Annotated in this window: 19 protein-coding genes; 8 read left to right on the top strand and 11 right to left on the bottom strand. The window is 50.3% G+C overall.

Translation table 11 applies throughout. From position 1 onward, the window contains the following. Positions 1-117: 117 nt before the first annotated feature. Complete coding sequence (locus ACSF8X_RS01545; protein WP_500850558.1) at positions 118-1,305, top strand: BaiN/RdsA family NAD(P)/FAD-dependent oxidoreductase; 1,188 nt, start codon at positions 118-120, stop codon at positions 1,303-1,305. Between the two features lie 116 nt (positions 1,306-1,421). Here the strand turns inward: ACSF8X_RS01545 and ACSF8X_RS01540 are convergent, their stop codons facing one another. From ACSF8X_RS01540 to ACSF8X_RS01525, 4 genes are read right to left on the bottom strand one after another with little or no spacing between them, the layout of a single operon-like run. After that, a complete protein-coding gene (locus ACSF8X_RS01540) occupies positions 1,422-1,796 on the bottom strand; it encodes a hypothetical protein (RefSeq protein WP_500850557.1) in 375 nt (124 codons plus the stop codon). 5 nt (positions 1,797-1,801) lie between these two features. Then, positions 1,802-2,977 (bottom strand): methyl-accepting chemotaxis protein, encoded by a 1,176-nt coding sequence (locus ACSF8X_RS01535; protein ID WP_500850556.1) that lies wholly within the window; start codon positions 2,975-2,977, stop codon positions 1,802-1,804. Between the two features lie 60 nt (positions 2,978-3,037). Next, positions 3,038-3,820: an EAL domain-containing protein gene (locus ACSF8X_RS01530; protein ID WP_500850555.1), complete on the bottom strand. Its 783-nt coding sequence runs from the start codon at positions 3,818-3,820 to the stop codon at positions 3,038-3,040. Between the two features lie 41 nt (positions 3,821-3,861). After that, positions 3,862-5,733, bottom strand: coding sequence for a methyl-accepting chemotaxis protein (locus ACSF8X_RS01525; protein ID WP_500850554.1), 1,872 nt, complete (start codon positions 5,731-5,733; stop codon positions 3,862-3,864). A 426-nt stretch (positions 5,734-6,159) separates the two neighbouring features. On the opposite strand from ACSF8X_RS01525, the gene ACSF8X_RS01520 reads away from it, so the two are divergent. From ACSF8X_RS01520 to ACSF8X_RS01510, 3 genes are all read left to right on the top strand, one after another. After that, the gene (locus ACSF8X_RS01520; protein WP_500850553.1) at positions 6,160-6,729 is read left to right on the top strand and encodes a winged helix-turn-helix domain-containing protein; all 570 of its coding nucleotides are present in this window, start codon (positions 6,160-6,162) and stop codon (positions 6,727-6,729) included. Next, on the top strand, positions 6,710-7,105 hold the full coding sequence (locus tag ACSF8X_RS01515) for a hypothetical protein (protein WP_500850552.1): 396 nt from the start codon (positions 6,710-6,712) through the stop codon (positions 7,103-7,105). The genes ACSF8X_RS01520 and ACSF8X_RS01515 overlap by 20 nt, the downstream gene beginning before the upstream one ends. A 392-nt stretch (positions 7,106-7,497) precedes the next feature. Next, a complete protein-coding gene (locus ACSF8X_RS01510) occupies positions 7,498-8,037 on the top strand; it encodes a DUF3332 domain-containing protein (RefSeq protein ID WP_500850551.1) in 540 nt (179 codons plus the stop codon). A gap of 53 nt (positions 8,038-8,090) precedes the next feature. On the opposite strand, the gene ACSF8X_RS01505 is transcribed toward ACSF8X_RS01510, so the two are convergent. From ACSF8X_RS01505 to ACSF8X_RS01490, 4 genes are all read right to left on the bottom strand, one after another. After that, positions 8,091-8,660 (bottom strand): TetR/AcrR family transcriptional regulator, encoded by a 570-nt coding sequence (locus ACSF8X_RS01505; RefSeq protein WP_500850550.1) that lies wholly within the window; start codon positions 8,658-8,660, stop codon positions 8,091-8,093. 10 nt (positions 8,661-8,670) lie between these two features. Continuing rightward, the gene (locus ACSF8X_RS01500; protein WP_500850549.1) at positions 8,671-10,107 is read right to left on the bottom strand and encodes a coniferyl aldehyde dehydrogenase; all 1,437 of its coding nucleotides are present in this window, start codon (positions 10,105-10,107) and stop codon (positions 8,671-8,673) included. Positions 10,108-10,183: 76 nt separating this feature from the next. Further along, on the bottom strand, positions 10,184-10,774 hold the full coding sequence (locus tag ACSF8X_RS01495) for a tRNA-uridine aminocarboxypropyltransferase (protein ID WP_500850548.1): 591 nt from the start codon (positions 10,772-10,774) through the stop codon (positions 10,184-10,186). A gap of 71 nt (positions 10,775-10,845) precedes the next feature. Next, positions 10,846-11,868 carry a COG3650 family protein gene (locus ACSF8X_RS01490; RefSeq protein WP_500850547.1) on the bottom strand — a complete coding sequence of 341 codons (1,023 nt, stop codon included), beginning with the start codon at positions 11,866-11,868 and terminating at the stop codon, positions 10,846-10,848. Positions 11,869-11,929: 61 nt separating this feature from the next. On the opposite strand from ACSF8X_RS01490, the gene ACSF8X_RS01485 reads away from it, so the two are divergent. Continuing rightward, on the top strand, positions 11,930-12,400 hold the full coding sequence (locus ACSF8X_RS01485; RefSeq protein WP_500850546.1) for an EVE domain-containing protein: 471 nt from the start codon (positions 11,930-11,932) through the stop codon (positions 12,398-12,400). Between the two features lie 39 nt (positions 12,401-12,439). Here the strand turns inward: ACSF8X_RS01485 and ACSF8X_RS01480 are convergent, their stop codons facing one another. Further along, a complete protein-coding gene (locus ACSF8X_RS01480) occupies positions 12,440-13,240 on the bottom strand; it encodes a Cof-type HAD-IIB family hydrolase (RefSeq protein ID WP_500850545.1) in 801 nt (266 codons plus the stop codon). A 97-nt stretch (positions 13,241-13,337) separates the two neighbouring features. After that, positions 13,338-14,339, bottom strand: coding sequence for an alpha/beta fold hydrolase (locus ACSF8X_RS01475; protein ID WP_047877714.1), 1,002 nt, complete (start codon positions 14,337-14,339; stop codon positions 13,338-13,340). A gap of 238 nt (positions 14,340-14,577) precedes the next feature. On the opposite strand from ACSF8X_RS01475, the gene rhtB reads away from it, so the two are divergent. Next, complete coding sequence (gene rhtB / locus ACSF8X_RS01470) at positions 14,578-15,195, top strand: homoserine/homoserine lactone efflux protein (protein ID WP_500850544.1); 618 nt, start codon at positions 14,578-14,580, stop codon at positions 15,193-15,195. Between the two features lie 60 nt (positions 15,196-15,255). Continuing rightward, complete coding sequence (locus ACSF8X_RS01465) at positions 15,256-16,476, top strand: EAL and HDOD domain-containing protein (RefSeq protein ID WP_047877716.1); 1,221 nt, start codon at positions 15,256-15,258, stop codon at positions 16,474-16,476. 2 nt (positions 16,477-16,478) lie between these two features. Here the strand turns inward: ACSF8X_RS01465 and ACSF8X_RS01460 are convergent, their stop codons facing one another. Continuing rightward, the gene (locus ACSF8X_RS01460; protein WP_500850543.1) at positions 16,479-17,312 is read right to left on the bottom strand and encodes a LysR family transcriptional regulator; all 834 of its coding nucleotides are present in this window, start codon (positions 17,310-17,312) and stop codon (positions 16,479-16,481) included. A 284-nt stretch (positions 17,313-17,596) separates the two neighbouring features. On the opposite strand from ACSF8X_RS01460, the gene ACSF8X_RS01455 reads away from it, so the two are divergent. Then, positions 17,597-18,319 carry an SDR family oxidoreductase gene (locus ACSF8X_RS01455; protein WP_500850542.1) on the top strand — a complete coding sequence of 241 codons (723 nt, stop codon included), beginning with the start codon at positions 17,597-17,599 and terminating at the stop codon, positions 18,317-18,319. Positions 18,320-18,379 lie beyond the last annotated feature (60 nt).

Here is an 18,379-nt window from a genome sequence, read left to right as displayed (position 1 = left end):
GGTAAACTCTGCCTGCCGGCAAAGGTATTGTCGGATGCAGATTGGAGAGGGATGCCCGCCATGAGGTGGGGCATCCTTTTTTTGTAACTAGGCCCAAGGGCCGATAGCGGTGGCAAGATGGCAGAGAAATTTGATGTAGTGATTATCGGCGCGGGTGCTGCGGGCCTGATGTGCGCAGCAGCAGCCGGCAAGCGCGGGCGCAAGGTGCTGGTGGTGGATAACGGCAAGAAGCCGGGACGCAAAATCCTGATTTCCGGCGGCGGCCGCTGCAACTTCACCAACTATGACGTCTCGGCTGCCAACTATGTCTGCCGCAACCGCCACTTCGTCAAGTCGGCGCTGGCCCAGTACAGCCAGTGGGATTTCTTCTCGATGGTCAACGAGCACGGTATCGTTTGGGAGGAGCGCGAGCACGGCCAGTTGTTCTGCCTCGATTCGGCCAAGGATATCGTCGAGATGCTGCTCAAGGAGTGCGACTTGCCCAATGTCGGCCAGCGCTACCGCTGCGATGTTCATGATATCGAGCAGATCGACGGGGGCTTCTCGCTGAAGCTGGATACCGACACCGTCCATTGCGAGTCGTTGGTGGTAGCGACCGGCGGCCTGTCGATGCCGAAGCTGGGGGCGACGCCGTTCGGCTACCAGATCGCCGAGCAGTTCGGCCTCAAGCGGGTGCCGACCACGGCCGGGCTGGTGCCGTTCACCCTGCATGACAAGGACAAGGCCGCATTTGCCGATCTGTCCGGCATTGCCATCCCTGTCACCGTAACCACCGAGAACGGGGTGCTGTTCAAGGAGAACCTGCTGTTTACCCACCGTGGCCTGTCCGGGCCGGTGATCCTGCAGGCGAGCTCCTACTGGACGCCGGGCGAGAAGGTCACGGTTGACTTGCTGCCGGATCTCGATGTGGTCGAAACGTTAGAGGCGATGCGCGAGAAGCACCCGGCCCAGAGCCTCAAGAACAGCCTTTCGCGCATGCTGCCAAAGCGCTTGGTCGAGGCACTGGTTGAGCGCGGGGATATCCAGGACAAGCCGCTCAAGCAGCTGAACCCGAAAGAGATCGCCGCATTGGCCGATTATCTGGCCAACTGGGCGGTGGCGCCAAACGGCACGGAGGGCTACCGTACCGCCGAGGTGACGTTGGGCGGAGTCGACACCGACGAGCTGTCATCCAAGACCATGGAGGCCAAGCAAGTGCCGGGTCTGTACTTTGTCGGCGAGGTGATGGACGTGTCCGGTTGGCTCGGCGGCTACAATTTCCAGTGGGCGTGGAGCTCCGGCTGGGTGGCCGGCCAGAACGTTTGATTATCTAGGGATAATCGGTTATCAAATTATAAAATCGTAAATCATTTAATGATTTACGATTTTATTTATAGTTTTATTGACCATAATTCAATGAATGTTCAATAATATATTTGTTATTATAAGTATAAGTTTATAGTGTTTTTATATCTGCTGATGACATCATCGAGTAGTTTGTTGTAAGTATTATCAGTATCATCTAAATTTATAGAAATACTATCAAGAAGTTTTAACTTCTCATCGAGAACCGGTCTGATTGACTCTAGATCTTTGGTACTATTAAGAGACAACCTTGTTGAATTAAGATCTCTTTCCAGCATGAATACAAAAGAATAAATAGCTTCTTCTGTTTCATTATCAGGTGGAGTATCAATATCCATAGTCAGATGATAAGCAATATCAATACATGATTTACAAATGTAATAATTACCATATTGATGTGCTGAGTCTTTATTTTTAATACACAGTATGCATGATTTATTTTTTGTGTTCATTTTCATTATACCGTAAATGCTGATGTTTCTGATTTTAGGTTATTAGTTAAATCAGTAATGTTATTGTTTATCTGGGTCATTTTAATAGAGCTATCAATATTTTCTTGAGCAATAGCATTAATATCTTCAAGTTTTTTTGAAATCTCTTCGGTGACAGAGGATTGCTCTTCAGCTGCCGTTGATACAATAGTGTTAATGTCTGAAATTTCTTCAACAGATTTAGATATGTCTTGAAATGCACGGAAAAGTTCAGAACTAATTAGCTTAGAGTGATTAACTAACTCGGAATTTTTTAACATAATGTTGTTGGCATCTTGGGATAGTGTTTGTAATTCAGTAATACTATTCTGAATATCACCAGTAGCATGCTGTGTTTTTGCTGCAAGAGCCCTAACTTCGTCGGCAACAACTGCAAACCCTCTACCTTGTTCTCCTGCTCTAGCGGCTTCAATAGCTGCATTTAGGGCTAGTAGGTTAGTTTGTTCTGATATACTAGAAATAACATCAATAACAGTACTGATATTGCGAGAATGTTGGTCAAGAACATTGACAATATCAACAGATTTGATGATTGAATCACTAATTTCAGACGATATTTTATCAGAACGTTCTAATGTGAAATTGCTCTCAGTAATAATTTCAATCGCTTTTCTAGCTGAAGTCTCAGCTTGTAATGCATGGTTAGCTACATCATTAGCTGTTGATGACAGTTCAGTTGCTGCAGTGGCAACTTGCTCCAGATTTAAAAATTCCTTTTGAACATTTGATGTATTTGTTGATATTATTTCTGAAATTTCAGATTGACTAATAGATAGTTTTCTAAGGCTATCAGAAACTAAATTTGAAATAAGAAGATGGATGGGCTCACGGAATGATTTCATTTTCTTTGCAAGTGTTCCGAATTCATCTTTTCGTGATTCATTGGCACTTAACCATTCGCATACTGGTCCTTCCTTGAGGTTGAATCCACATAATTGATCTAAATGCTTAGAAAAAACATCCAAAGGTCTAATTATTAATCTGTGCAATGAAATAAAACTTGCCAAAATAATTGTGGAGAAAAAAATATTAATGTATTTTGTTAAGCTATTGCCATCATCGAAAAACAAATCGTATATGGTGAACGATAGGAATGATAACGATAAGATAATTGAATAAATTATTGTATTCTTAATGTTCATGTTTAGGAACATATGTTTTACCTTTTTGAAATTTGACTAAAATATTTTTTGTTATTATTGTTAATTGCTGATGGTATTTGTTTTTGCTATCAACTTGTATAGTTTACGTTCTAATCCTGCTAGTAAGTTATTGATTAAGTTCCTTTTTTTATAACTTAGTGTTAAGTCTACACTTTTTATTTTAGCAAGTTCACCGGGATGAAGAGGTTTATAGTGAACATAGCCTTGAATAATTGGTTTATTTGCAAATAACTCAATAGTTTCTTTTTGTTTTATATTTTCAACACCTTCAAAAATGATCCTGTTAGTGCATAGAGTTCTAATTTTTGAGTGTAAGAATGATAAGTGTTTGAATTTTGCGTAGTCATTTTCAATATTATCTATCAATGATTTGTCAATTTTTACTTCATCTACATCTAGAGACAATGCTACATCTATTCGAGAAAAACCTTTACCAAAATCATCAAGTGAAATGATAAAACCATTGTTTTGTAATTTTTTGATGTTAGCTTTAAAGTGTGTGGTTATATTTATTGATTGATATTCTATTAATTCAAGTGTGATTTTGTTTATGCCATCTTTTTTAATGATATTACTTACAAACTCATCATCATTGATTGAGTTTGGATGAATATTGATAGATATTGGTATTGATATATCATATATATGAATATCCATAAGGCATCTTTCAATAATTAATAGGTCTAAATGTGTAGTGTTTACCACATTAGAAATAAATTCTAATGTGGTGATTTTTTCATCCAAAGGCCTCAGCAATGCTTCCGCGGACACTAATTTACCATCTCTTACTTTTGGTTGGTATAAAAGGTGAAAATCAAACATATAATGAACCTAAGAGTTTTATTGTTTTATTTGTTTTAAAATTACTTAACCTTAAATTCTTCTATGATGTTGCTTTGTTTTCTAATGTTTTCAGTTTGAGTTTTCATTGATATGAAATCACTTTTGGCTGTTTGTGCGACACTATCTGATATATCTTTTATTTTTATTGTGTTTTCATTTATTTCAGAAGAAACTAAACTTTGTTGTTCAGCCGCTGACGCTATTTGGAAATTCATATCATTTATCTGTACTATCGATTTTTGGATTTGAGTCAATGCATCATTTGCGATATTCGCGAGATTAACGGTCTCTGTTACCGTCGATTGATTTGAATCCATAGTTTTGGCCACTGTAGCCATACCGAATTGTAGCTTTTCAATAAGTAAACGAATTTCTGTTGTTGCATCTTGGGTTCTTTGGGCAAGGGTTCTTACTTCATCGGCAACCACGGCAAAGCCTCGCCCCGAATCTCCTGCGCGAGCAGCTTCAATGGCTGCATTTAAAGCCAGTAAGTTTGTTTGCCCTGCGATATCATTAATTACCTTTAAGATGCTCTCTATATTTTCAGAGGCAATCTCTAAATTTTTAAGCTCATCAATGGTTTGCCCAATCTGGCATGATAGAGCATTAATGGAACGAGCTGTTTTATTAACAATGTTTGTCCCTTGCAATGCAGCTTCTGTTGCATCTTGTGCAGAGTGTGCAGCCTGCTGTGCATTTTCTGACACCTGAGATGCCGACACGGTCATTTCATTCATAGCTGTAGCTAGTTGTTCTAGTTGCTCTGTTTGAAGACATAATTCTTCAATCGCAAACTCAGTTTCTTGACTACTTGTTTCAGATGCTTGCAAAATTTCTTGGCTTAAATTTTTTGATTCAATTATCTTACTTTGTAGGCTACTGGTGAAATCATTAAAGCTCTTAGCCATTTCAGAGAACTCTTGATCTGTATCTTCATTTAATCGTTTAGTTAAATCGCCTTTACCTGTTCCAATATCAGTCATAGCAATTTGCAATGTTTTTAACGGTCTAATCAAATAACTAAGAATGACTCGAAGAATTATTAAGCTAATGAGAATGGCTAAAGCACCATATACTGTTGTATTAATCTGTATGTCTTTAATTGATGATAGGGCTTCTTCTTCATTGATAACAGCACCTACGTACCAGTTCTCTGTAGGAATATAGCTGATTTTCACTAAATGATTGATTCCATCTCGCTCAATCTTTTGAGTGCCTTCTATTAATTTTATATTAGGGATGTATTCGGAGAGATGTTTCCCCGTAAGATTATTATTCGGATGAGTAATAATAACGCCATCTTTTGTTGTTAAAAATAGATATCCAGCATCAAATAAATTGATTTCATTAACTAATAATGATAGACGGTCAAGGGTCAAATCGAAAAAAATACTACCAACGAAATCATTGTTATGTGTAATAGGCGTACTGATCGAAACGATCATTTTGTTTGTAACGATATCCAAATAAGGTTCTGTTACCGAAATGTCATTTTTATTTTTTGCTTCGGTGTACCATGGTCGAGTCCTTACATCTACATTACCTAAGTTCCACTTTGGGTCGTTGGTTAACAGTGTTCCATCATTGTCATATCCAATCCCAACCAGCGTAAATGTGTCTTTTAGTTGTTCTATATTGATTGACTTATAAGCTAGTTGGCGGTCTAGTGGTGATATGTTAATGAGGTCTTTAACTGTATTTGCCAGGGCTTTTTGACCAGTTAATTCCGCTGATACATTAGACTTGATTACCTTTATCATTTCATCAAGTGCTAAAGAGATATTGTTTTCTATTTCATTTTTTGTAGTGGATATTTGATTGAATGTTAAACCAACCACAACAATGAAAAACAATAGAGATGTTGTAAGCGTTAGCTTGTTTTTAAAGTTCATGGATAATTTCATTTATACCAAATACCAAATTTAGTTGAAAATAAAAATAGATAAATAATTCCTCTGGTATTATCCGTCACATTTTCTTCATTGAGTAGTTAATACATGTTACTCAATAAGTTTGGTTGTATTTTGAGCAATCGATTGCCTTGTTGTTGATTTTTTGATCCAAAATAATGATTTTTATATGCTTATTAACAATATTTGTTGCGCTCTTGTATTTTGATTTGTGATTTAAATCACTATGTATTCCTTTTGAGCCGTTTTGTTGTATGGTTTTTTTATCATAAGTACCTGATATTTATAGCTGGTAAGAGTTGTAATAAGTGGATTATTAAATTATGTTGCAATATGCTGGTGTGGTATGTATTTTAATGATAATTTTTGCTACATATCATCTTTATAGATAAGTTACTTTTGGTAGTTATGACAGATAATCATATCAGAGTTGGTAAATGGTTTTTTGATATTGCAACTGGTGGTTTGTATTCATCATCAGATATGACTAAACCTATTAGAGTCTTAACACATAAACCCTTGCTATTTTTAAGGGTTTTATATGAGTCTAATGGGGGGGTAGTTTCAAAAGATGATATTTCTGATAAGGTTTGGCAGGGTTATACATCAACGGAAAATATATCGCAGACGGTGAACAAGCTTAGGTCTTTTTTTGAGGATAAAGAACGAATTATAATTGTAAATCATCCATCAAGAGGCTATTCATTTAATTTTTCAAAAGAGTTTTATGAAAATGAACCGTCTGAATTTATTATTGAATCCAACAATTCATTTGAATCATTAGATAATGGAAAATTAAATATTTTATTTAATGTTATTTTTCCATCGTTGATAATAACTTTTTCTGTTTTATTGTTGTTTTTTACTTTAAGAGATTCTGTTTATTTAGAGGAGAAAAGCAAGAGTAATATTAGATTTGAAAAGTGCCAATGTACAGTAATAAAAAATGAACATAAAAATGAAATACATTGTAAATAAGCCAATGCTCTTCTCTTTATTAATGTTTTCTGTAATTGTGCTTATAACAATTATGGTCTTGTATGAAGATAATAGCGTTTTTACAGGAACTACTTCTTATGACGATGGATTAACGGTTGTTACTACTGCTAAGCAACTTCAAGGTAATAAATATAGGCTAATTGCTTACATTGAGGCTCCTCAAAAAGATATTATCACAATGAGTTGTGATGGTATTATTGTTGATGGTGATGATGGCCTATTGTTTAAAACTGACGATATAGAAAATCATTGTCTTGGCACGTATTCTGTAACAAAGATATCTGATGATTGCTATAAAATAAAGTCACTAAGAATAAATAGTAGGAAGCAAACATTTTTTATTTGTGAGAATTAATATGTTTCTTCTAGAGCTGAGTAGGAGCTGAAGTTTTGATGATCGGGCCGAGAATGAGGCAGCGAGTCTCTTGTGTTGAAATCATGGTCATAAATTTGATTTGAGAATGTACAAAGTTTAAGCATATTTGTAACATCAACACATTATTCTTTTGAATTACAAGGCGATGCAGGGCATCGCCTTTTTTATGCCTGTCGTTTGGGTTCTGTGACTTTGCTGCGGAACGTTTGCAGGACAAATAACGCTTGTCCCACATCTTTTTCACACTTTTTTTTCAAAGGTAAAAAACAGTCAAAACCGGTACGAATTTGCTAGCCAGCTAGAGCAAATTCTCTATAATTCGCGCACTTTGTTCTTTATCCCACCAGTTCCATTTTCGGAGTTTATACCAGATGAAAAAAATCGCATTAAAAGCGGTTGCGATGACGATCCTTGCGACGTCTCTGACTGGCTGTATTGGCCAGATGGGGACATCCCAGCTTGTAACCAAGGTCAACCTGAGCGCAGTTGACAACCGTTACGCCCGTGCCGGCCTGTATGTATTGCTTGGCCCTGTATACGGCATCGCGGCAACAGCTGACCTGTTTATCTTCAACACCATCGAGTTCTGGACCGGTCGCAACCCAATTACCGGCAAGGCGCCGGCATTGGCGGATACTCCGATGAATGCGGTTATCAAGGTTAACGGCCAGCTGGATCGCCAGCTGACAACAGCCCCGCTGGCAAGCGTTCGCCAGAGCGATATCGACACGGCGACATTCCGCCAGCTGGACAACCAGACGCTGGAAATGAATGTGGCCTACACGGATGGTAAGACTGCGGTTCTGCGTGGCGAGAAAGCCGGTGATGAAGTGAACTTCTACCTTGACGGTGAGTTCATCACGGCTGTTAGCGTGAATGATTTGGAGCAGTACGCCCGTAACCAGGCTTAATTGATGGTTATGTGCCAAGAATAAATAACGGGAGCCTAGTGGCTCCCGTTTTTTTATCCGCGATGGAGACCCTGCCACAGCAACCGGAAACCACCGTCGATATAGCTGTTCCGGTCTGCCTGAGCGGGCAGTTCGTTCAGCAGGCGGGCGGTGCCGAGGAAGTGGTGGTGGCTAAAGGCGAGCAGCAGCGGTAGCGGCAGGTCGGCGATGTCGCCTTGTTGCTGGGCCTCGAGGAGCATGGCCGGGAGAAAGGGCATGGTGGCCTCAAGCAGCTCGCTGTGGTGCCGGTTGGAGTAACCCGGGTCATGGCTGAGCTGGAGCATGAGCTGAAGCTGGTCCGGCTGGGCCTGCGCCCATGCCATAGCCCGTAGCCACAGCTGCCGGAAGCGGCTCTTGGCATTGCCCTCGAGCGGGAGGGCCGTCATGGCCGATGCCAGCGACGATTTGGCCCGGAGGTAGACCGCGACGATGAGCGCCTGCTTGGTCGGGAAATGGTGGAACAGGGTGCCGGTCGCGACCCCGGCAGACTTGGCGATGCTGGCGGTACTGGTGGCCCGGATCCCCTGCTCGACGAACAAATGCAGGGCGCTGTCGAGCAGCAGCTGTTGTTTGTTGGTCGTCATGGATGCGCTCCTAACGGGTGAAAAAAGCCAGCATCAGTTTCTGCCACCATCGGCCGTAGGGCGGCTTGACCAGCCCGGCGGTGCTGAACTTGCCACGGGCCAGAACCGTCTTGGCCTTGGAGAAGGTCAGGAATCCTTCATGGCCGTGGTAGTGCCCCATTCCTGAGGGGCCGATCCCGCCAAAAGGCGCGTCGTCGGCTGCCACGTGCATCACGGTGTCGTTGATGGCCATGCCGCCGGCGTGGGTTTGGTCGCGGACCATTGCCTGGGTCGCCGGATCGAGGCTCATCAGGTAGAGCGCGAGCGGGCGGGGGCGCTCGCGGATGTAGGCCACGGCCTGCGTCAGGTCGTCGTAGCCGATCACCGGCAGGATCGGGCCGAAAATCTCCTCGGTCATCACGCTGAGGTCGGCGGGTACGTCGGTCAGCAGGTGCGGGACGAGGCGGTGCCGGCTGTCGTCTCGGGCATTGGCATGGCAGGGTTCGACGGCTGCGCCAGACTGCTCGGCCTCGTCGAGCCATTGGCACAGGCGCTGGTACTGGCGGGGGTTGATCACCGAGGCGAAGTCGGGGTTGGCGGTCCCGCCGGGGTAATGGCGGTTGTACTGGGCCTTGAAGCGGGCAATGAAGGCCTGCTCCTGACCGCGTGGGACAAGGACATAGTCGGGGGCAACGCAGATCTGCCCGGCATTGAGGCACTTGCCGAATAGAATTCGCTCGACGGCTAGATCCAGCGGCATATCCGGGGCGATCAGGGCGGGTGACTTGCCGCCCAGCTCGAGGGTCACCGGGGTCAGGTTGTCGGCCGCGGCGCGCATGACGTGCCTGCCGACCGTCGTCGAGCCGGTGAACAGCAGGTGGTCGAACGGCAGGCGGGTGAAGTAGGCGGCCTCATCGGCCTCACCCTCGAAGACGGCGACAGTATCTTCGCTGAAGGCATCGGCCAGCAACTGGCGCAGAACCCGGTTGGTCGCCGGGGTGAACTCGCTGAGTTTGATCATCGCCCGGTTGCCCGCCGCAAGGGCGGTGATTAGCGGGCCGATGCTGAGCATGACCGGGAAGTTCCAGGGGACCACGATCCCGACCACGCCCAGTGGCTGGTAATGGACCTTGACCGAGGCCGGGGTCAGCAGTAGCCCGGCATGGCGGCGGGAGGGCTTCATCCATCCCTTGAGCTTGCGCCGGGTGTAGTTGATCGCGGCGATGCACGGCACGATATCGGTGAGCAGGGTATCTTGGCGGTGGCGCTGGCCGAAATCCTGATCCAGGGCCTCGCACAGCGCGTTGCTGTGCGCCTTGAGGGCTTGCTTGAGGGCGCCGAGGCGGGCCTTGCGATCGTCAAGCGAGGGCATCGGCTCGGCGAGATAGGCCGCCTGCTGGCTGGCAAGGCGGTCAGCCATCTGGGTGCAGGCTGTGGTTGGGATATCAAGTTTTTCGGCGGCGGTCATAAGTAGGCTCCATCGTAAACCGACTAGTCAGTCGGCTAAATTGTAGACGATGATGGCCCGCTTTGCTGTGAGGATCTTATGATTTCCTGTGGCCGCTCTTGTCGGCATGGAACACCGTGATGAACGCGTCGAAGTACTTCAGCAGGGCATCCCCATCCGTGTCATACCCCAGTTCTTGCAGGACTGCGGCACCGGCCTCGCAGGTACAGAGGTTGCCGGGGGTCTGGTTGCGGCGCAGCTGGTAGCTCGACGGGGAGTCGGCGCTGATCGCCAGTCGCGGGAGCGCGGCCAGCCACGGGCTGCGGCGGACCATCTTGCGGGCTTCCTGCCAGGTCGCATCGAGGATGATCACCAGCGGGATTTTCTCCGCATCCGGTACATAGGCGCAGGAGGCCGTGTGCTCGTCGGCGGGGAACAGCAGCCACGGCTGGTAGCGGGGATCGGCCAGCATCGCTAGCAGCTCGGACGGCGGGTTGGTTCGGTCCCAGATTTGGCGTTCGCAGTTGGGCAGGGTGCGCAGCATCAGCTCGCCGGTATTGGTGTCCTTGCCCATTTCTCGGGGATGGGTCAGCAGGACAATCGGCAGCGGGCAGTCCAGCTGCGGTTCGCTCTCGCAGATACAGTTGTGTTGGAACCCGCAGCGCGGGCAGGGTTGGCTATGATGCATGGTCAATCGGTGCTAGGGCCTGAATAGGGATGACGCAGAGTGTGGCATACCCGGCGTCATCGAGGCAAAAACTATCGTGGCAGCCGGATCAGCCGGGGGCCGCTATCACCAAGGAAATAGGACGAGCCATCAATGGTTTCCTGCCAGACAATCAGGCTGTTGCCATCCCGTCGGTAGATCCGTTCGCTGGCTGCGGCCTGGCCGGGCTCGAAGGTGATGCTGAGCAGATCCTGCCCTGCCTGATGCCAGAACCCGCTGGCCTGTGGCGCCCCGGAGTCGGGGGTGATGACGGCGGTGTGATCGGGATTTAGCGTCAGCTGGTGGCCGTCCGGCGTGTCGCTGCTCTGGTAGTGGCCGAGCCAGGGGGCGGCCGGATCAGTATTGGCCAGGGTGGCGCAGCCGGTATAGGTTTGCTGCTGCCAGACGAGGGTCGATTGCCAGCCGAACAGGCTATCGCTCATCGTGTCGTTGCACTGGGCGCGTAGCAGGGTCAGGGTGAAGGGCGATCCGAGGTAGGTATGGCGATCCGGCTCGATATCGCGGGAAGCGACAGGGCTTGTCAGGGCGGCGGCATTCGGTCGCCGGAGGCTGGCCTGCTGGTTGTGAATGGACAGCGACCAGCCCGGCTCGGTTCCGAAGGCCCGTGTCGGCTGCGGGGTCTGCTGGCATTGGCCTTTGATGTCGGTTGTGAGGCGGTTGATATGATCAACCCTTAGCAGGGCATCGTAGTTAGCCGCGAACCCGTCATCCGGGGCGGGTTCGAGAGTGCCGACGAACTCGCCGTAGAGGGGGTGGTAGCCCGGTGCTGCGAGGGCATCGGCGGCAGGGGCATCGCCGCTTGGCAGTACGATCCAGTATTGGCGGGGACTGCCGCATGGCTGGAAGCTGCGGGTTTCGTGGCCGAGGATGACCTCCCCCCTGAGCAGGAATGGTTGTGGGCTGGTGGTGACTGGCCCGGTTGCGGCCGGGGTCTCGGTGGGGGCGGCGTTGTTGGTCGCCGCCGGACGGACTGCCGGGGTATGTGGGGCAAAGTTGCAGCCTGCCAGCAAGAGGGCTGCAGGCACGAGGAGCTGGTGGCGGGACTGGCGTATCATCCGGTTCTCCCGTTGTGGTAGGCTGGCACTGTCTAGTCAGTCCCAACAGAAAGAGAATGCGATGGCATATTGGTTATTTAAGACAGAGCCGGACACCTTTTCAATAGATACCCTGAAGAAACAGCAGGTTTCATGTTGGGAAGGAGTGCGCAACTATCAGGCTCGCAACATGATGCGTGATCAGATCCGGGAAGGGGACGAGGTCTTTATATACCATTCGTCGTGCAAGGATGTCGGGGTGGTGGGGATTGCCGAGGTGGTGCGCGAGGCTTACCCGGATCATTTTCAGTTCGATCCGCAAAGCGCGTATTTCGACCCCAAGTCCGATCCGGCCAACCCCCGCTGGGTGATGGTGGATATTGCCTACCGGCGTCACTTGCGGCTGGTGTCCCTCAAGAGGATGAAGGCCAATCCGGCATTGGATGATATGCCGTTGGTGCAGCGCGGGAGCCGCCTGAGCATTATGCCGGTGACGGAGGCGCAATGGGAGGCGATTCTGATGATGACCGGTCAATTCCCGCCGGTTGTGTAACAAGAAAAACGCCCCAGGGGGAAGGGGCGTTGGTTTCGGTTATTTAACCAGATGCTCGCTGAGATAGCGGGCGACGGCCTCGTCGGCACAGTCACCGATCACCTCGTTGTCCGGAAGGGCGCGCTTGACCTTGTCATGGGCGGTGCCCATCACCAGCCCCTTGGCGGCCATCGATAACATTTCGACATCATTCATGCCGTCGCCGAAGGCGATGCAGTCGCTCAGATCATAGCCCTTGGCTTTTGCCACGGCCTCGAGGGCAAAGCCCTTGGAAACGCCGGCGTCCATCACTTCCAGGCACCACGGGGTGGAGAATGCCACGTTGGCGCGCTCGCCCAGTTCGGCGTTGAACCTGTCTTCCCACTCAACCAATTTGTCGTGGTCCTGGTCGTCGCGGGTAAAGAATACCTTGGCAATCCCGTCCAGCGGCGGGTTGTCGACATCGAACAGCTGGTAGGTGAAGGTTTCGTGGAAATCCTTGAGGTTTTCGTCCTCGACATTGAGGAGCCAGTCGTCGTTGCGGTAGATGTGGATTTTCAGTTCGGGATCCTGCTTGGCCATGGCGATCAGGGCCGCGACGACATCGGGCTGGACGTCCTGCTTGAAGATGGGATTATCGTTGCTGTCGTGGACGCGGGCACCGTTGGAGGTGATCATGTCGGCAGGGATCCCCAGCTGCTGGCGCATGTCGGCAACGTCGATATGGTGGCGGCCGGTGGCAAAGACGAAGTGCTTGCCTTGGGTGTGAAGGGCCTGCAATGTTGCCTTGGTGTAAGGGGCAATCTTGTGGTCAGGAGTCAGTAGTGTGCCGTCCAGATCGGACGCGATAAGCTGGTACATGAAACCTCTCGTGTAGCGACAGAGGCCCAAAACGTCACCGTCTTGGGCGATACTGGAGCAATTCTAAACCAGTTCACCCAAGATAAAAGAGGCTATTTTATACTGGGGTGATTTCCGCTTTACCGAAGTGTGCCAAGGCTGCTTCAAGCGCAGGCCGGCGGTACTGATCGGCCTCGAACAGCAGCTCATGGCGGGCCCCCTCGATGACGGTGAGATCGCAGGTTCCCCCCGTTGCCGCCATCGCCTGACAAAACTGCGCATGGGCGCCATTGTCGATGATGGTGTCCTCGCTGGCCTGTAGCAACAGCAATGGGGTCTGGATCTGGCCGGCCTCGCGGATGCTGCGCTTGGCCGCAGCCAGTCCCTGCCATACCCAGCGCGAGCTTGGCCCGCCAATTTTCAGTTCCGGTTTGTGCTCGTAGAGGTCGCGGAACCACTGGTAGCGGATCTTGCTTTGGCTAAGCGGATTGCCCGCAAACGGCTTGGGGTAATAGGGAACCTGACCCGGCGCATAGCTGGGTTGGCGCTGGAGCTGCTCGACGACGCGGGCCAGCGGCGAGGCGATAGGGCGCATCCATTGGCGCAGGTGGATCCCGTGCATCGGGGCCGAGAGTACCGCGCTGTCAATCTTGCCGGGGTGGCGGGCCAGATACAGGCTGGCGATGGTTCCGCCCATGGAATGGGCCAGCATGAAATGCTGGCGGTAGCCCTTGGGGGCAACGATACTGTCAATGAAGGTGTTGAGATCGGCGACGTAGTCGTCGAACTCCTCGATATGGCCGAGCTCGCTGTCATCTGCCAGCCGGTCGGATACCCCCTGGCCCCGGTGGTCGAGGGCATAGACGTCATAGCCCTGGCAGACGAGGTCGTAGAACAGCTCCTGGTATTTCCAGTAGCTTTCGATCCGGCCGTTGACCACAATAATTGCCTTGTCGGGGTTGTATCCGGTCAGGGCGACCCAGCCGATTTGGCGCTGGTCAGCCCCGCAGAACATTCCCTCTTTGCGGTGCTGCCATAGCTCGGCGGCGGGACCGGCCATGGTCTGGGCAAAGGTATGCTCTTGGGTGAATGTGGTCGGTAGCTGGGGCTGGGCTGTCATTGTTTATCTCGTTCTATCGCGTGTCCGGCAAGTATATACTCAAGTTAGCGCAAGATGCAGACCCCGTGTTTTTCCGGTGCAGGGTGTTATTGAGCCTGTGCGGCATGCCGGGGGTTGATCTTAGTAATATTGGCGGCTGAAACCGGTTGCGCTGCAAGGCTTACACCTGCTACCGTGTAGTGTTTTTTTGTGTTTTTCTGTCCCTGCCGGGCAGGGAGCTGTATCACAGGAGTTTGCGGTGAGTGTCGAAATGTGGCTTGCCTATCTGGCAACGGCCATCGTCTTTAGCTTTGCGCCCGGATCCGGGACGGTAAATTCTATCAGCAACGGGATGGTGTATGGCTGGCGCAAGTCGCTGGCTTCGATTCTCGGTCTGCAAATCGGCCTGACGGTGCATATCGTGCTGGTTGGCGTCGGGCTCGGTGCTTTGGTGGCCCAGTCTGCGGCGGCTTTCACCTTGATAAAATGGGTCGGTGCCGCCTACCTGATTTGGCTCGGTATCCAGAAATGGCGTGATCGTGCCTCGCTGGCCGTCGGCAATCGAGATCTCGGTGTTTCTGGTTGGCAGCTTTGCCGTCAAGCTGTGTTGGTTAACCTGACCAACCCTAAAACGGTCGTGTTCCTCGTCGCCCTATTTCCTCAATTTATCGACCCGTCACAGCCCCAGCTCAGCCAGTTGTTGGTGTTGGGCGTGACCACCGTGGCAGTGGATGCATTGGTCATGTTGACCTATGTCACGTTGGCTTCCCGCTTGGCAGGGTATATTCGCTCCGATCGGGTCATGTCATCACTCAACCGAGTCTTCGGTTCTATGTTCATCGGTTGCGGTGCCCTGCTGGCAACTGCAAAGGCCTAATCAGGGAATGGCAGGCTGATGGCCTGCCTGTGCCACTTATCAGAGTCGTGATCACCTGCTATGTATTCATATGTCGCCCGCCAGCCGATTTTCAACCGTCAGCAGAAAACCGTTGGGTATGAACTGCTGTTCCGTGACGGCGAGAGCAATGCTTTCCCGTTGGATATGGATGAAAACAAGGCCACCTGCCGCCTGCTGGTGGATAACTTCCTTGCCGGAGGTAACACCCCTGCGATGTCTGGCAAGCGTTGTTTCATCAATTTTCCCCATCAGACACTGATCGAACTGTTGCCGGTCATCCTGCCCAAGCAGCAGATCGTTATCGAGGTGCTTGAAACCTGCCGGCCGGATGACGAACTGCTACAGGCGGTACGGATGCTGAATCAACGCGGGTATTTGATTGCCTTGGATGATTTCGACCTCGATCCTAGCTGGCAGCGCTTTTTGCCTTTCGTCCATATTATCAAGCTTGATCTGATCAAAATAGGGGTCGAAGCGGCATGTGCCTATGTGGCAGAGAACCGCCATCGCCGGCTGATGTTCCTTGCCGAGAAGGTCGAGAACCATGCCGAGTATGCCCGTACCCTCGAAGCCGGTTTCCATTTCTTTCAGGGGTACTATTTCAGTCGCCCCGAACTTATCAAACATCGTCCGCTCAAGCCGGAACGGCTGACGACCTTGCGTCTGCTGCAGGAGGTGTGCCGCGACGAGGTCAACTTTGATCGTGTCGAGCAATTGATCACCGGCGATGTCTCGCTTTCCTATTTGCTGCTGCGTTATGTCAATACCGCCAGTCAGACGATGGTGCCGATCAGCGGCTTTCGTCAGGCGCTGGTGTATTTGGGTGAGGATAGGCTCAAGATGTTTGTCAGCGCCGTTGCCACAGCCCAGGCATCGATGGCCAAGCCGCGAGAGCTGTATGCCTTGTCGCTTCAGCGCGGGCGGATGTGTGAGCTTATTGCACCGGCGATTGCCGGGGTGGACGACAAGGCCGCGTTTATGGTCGGTTTGCTGTCGTTGCTCGACGCGCTGCTTGATCAGCCGCTCGACAAACTGATGTCACTGTTGCCGCTCGAGCCGGAGATCACCAACGCGTTGCTGCAGCGATCCGGGCGGCTGGGCGATATGCTTGCCCTGGCGGTCGCCTATGAGCAAGCCGACTGGCAGGCTGTGAGCCAAATTTGCAGCCAGCATGCGTTGAGCGAAGAGCTTGTTCGGCACAGCTATAACAGCGCACTTGCATGGTCCTCGCAGTATCTGGCCGCGACGCCAAGCGCTTAGCGCTAGCACGCTTGGCTAAGAGCCTTAACCGCAGCGGTCAGGGCTGGGTTGAGGGTTTTGTTGGCGGGGTAGCACAAGCCGATCCGGCGGAACATTCTTGGCCCCTCGAGCGGTACGGTCACCAACGCCTTTGAGCCTTCTAGGACACCCGTCGGCAGGAACGAAATACCGAGCCCGGCCTGAACCAGATGCATAACCTGAGTTTTGTGCTCGGCCTTGGCGACAAGATTAACGGCCAGCCCGTCACAGGCGAGTAGGCCGATGGTCTGCTGGTGTGCCTCGCACGGCGGGCATTCGATAAAGTCATGCTGGTGGAGCTGTTCCGGCCTGACCCGCTCCAGTGTCGCCAGCGGGTGCCCTGGCAGCATGCACAGTACATAATCCTCATCCCATAGCGGCATGAATATCTCGTCGTCTCCCTTGAACATATCCAGCGTCAGCCGCGCATCATACTCGCCGTCGTGATCCACCAACTCCAAAAGCAGGTTGGGTATTGCCGTTTTGAGCGTGCGCAGTACGTTGGCCAGTGCGGTTTGGCTTAGGTCAGGGAAGTTGCCGAGCCGGAGCGGCAGGCATTCGGTGCGGGCCTGAAATAGCGACGGCAGGCGGTTGATGTCTGCCAGTAGGCGGATGGCAAGCGGGTAGAGGTAATGGGCCTCGTCGGTAAGGGTGACGCCTTTTTTGTGGCGCTCGAACAATGGGGTACCCAATTCGATTTCCAATTTTTTGATGGCGCTTGAAATGGATGGTTGTGAGACAAAGCAGCGTTCGGCCGCAAGGGTGATGTTCTTCTCTTCGTAGACAGCGACGAAGAAACGCAGGAGGCGCAGATCCATAATCAGGTATCCGAGGGAGTGGAAACGAGGCGCTATGATGGCCCGCCATGTAGAGAAAGGAAAGGAAAAGCCGGGCAGATGACCTTGCTTTTTGACACTGTGGGGGACGGGTAGTGAGTGTTTATCCATAGCTAAAACTTATGATAAGCAGAGGTAAACGGTATTTTTCATAGCAGGGCTGGCTCGTTATAGTGACAGCCATCATCAGTCGGCCGCTGATTTTGTCTAGAATCACGGGAAAGGGTTTCAACGTGATCTCTTTTTCCAATACATAGGTGAATGTTATGTCAAAGTCTCTTGTTGTGATCACTGGTGCAAGTTCGGGCATTGGTGAGGCTACTGCCCGTAACCTGTCTGCGCAGGGCCATCCGTTGTTGTTGCTGGCCCGTCGTGTTGATCGTCTGACCGCGCTTGGCCTGCCTGATACCCTTTGTCGCCAGGTTGACGTGACAGATGGCGAAGCGGTCAAGGCTGCGATTGACGAGGCCGAGGCGTTGTACGGTCCGGTAGACTGCTTGGTCAACAATGCCGGGGTGATGTTGCTGGGGCTGGCCCACGAGCAGGATCCTGCCGAATGGAAGACGATGTTTGACGTTAACGTGATGGGACTGCTAAACGGTATTCATGCGGTTCTGGCCAAGATGAAGGCCCGCCAGCACGGTACGGTTATCAATATCAGCTCGATTGCCGGTCGCAAGACGTTCCCTAACCACGCGGCATACTGCGGCACCAAGTTTGCCGTTCATGCGATCACAGAAAACATCCGCGAGGAAGTCGCCGACGACAACGTTCGCTTTATTACTATCGCTCCAGGTGCCGTGGATACCGAACTGCTGAGCCACACGACCAGCGAGGCGATCAAGGCCGGCTACGAGGAGTGGAAAGAGGGTATGGGCGGGGTGATTGCGCCGCAGGATATCGCCAATGCGATTAGCTATGCTTACCAGCAGCCACAGCACCTGTGTATCCGTGAGATCGTGCTGGCAGCAACGCGTCAGCAGCCTTAAGCCAGGTAATCGCCGGTTTGCAGGCAATGTACTGAATAAGAAAGGCAAGTTGCATCCTGT

It is taken from the genome of Photobacterium panuliri, assembly GCF_059920555.1.
Note: the sequence above shows the minus strand (reverse complement) of the source record. Positions and strands in the feature narration are given on the sequence as shown.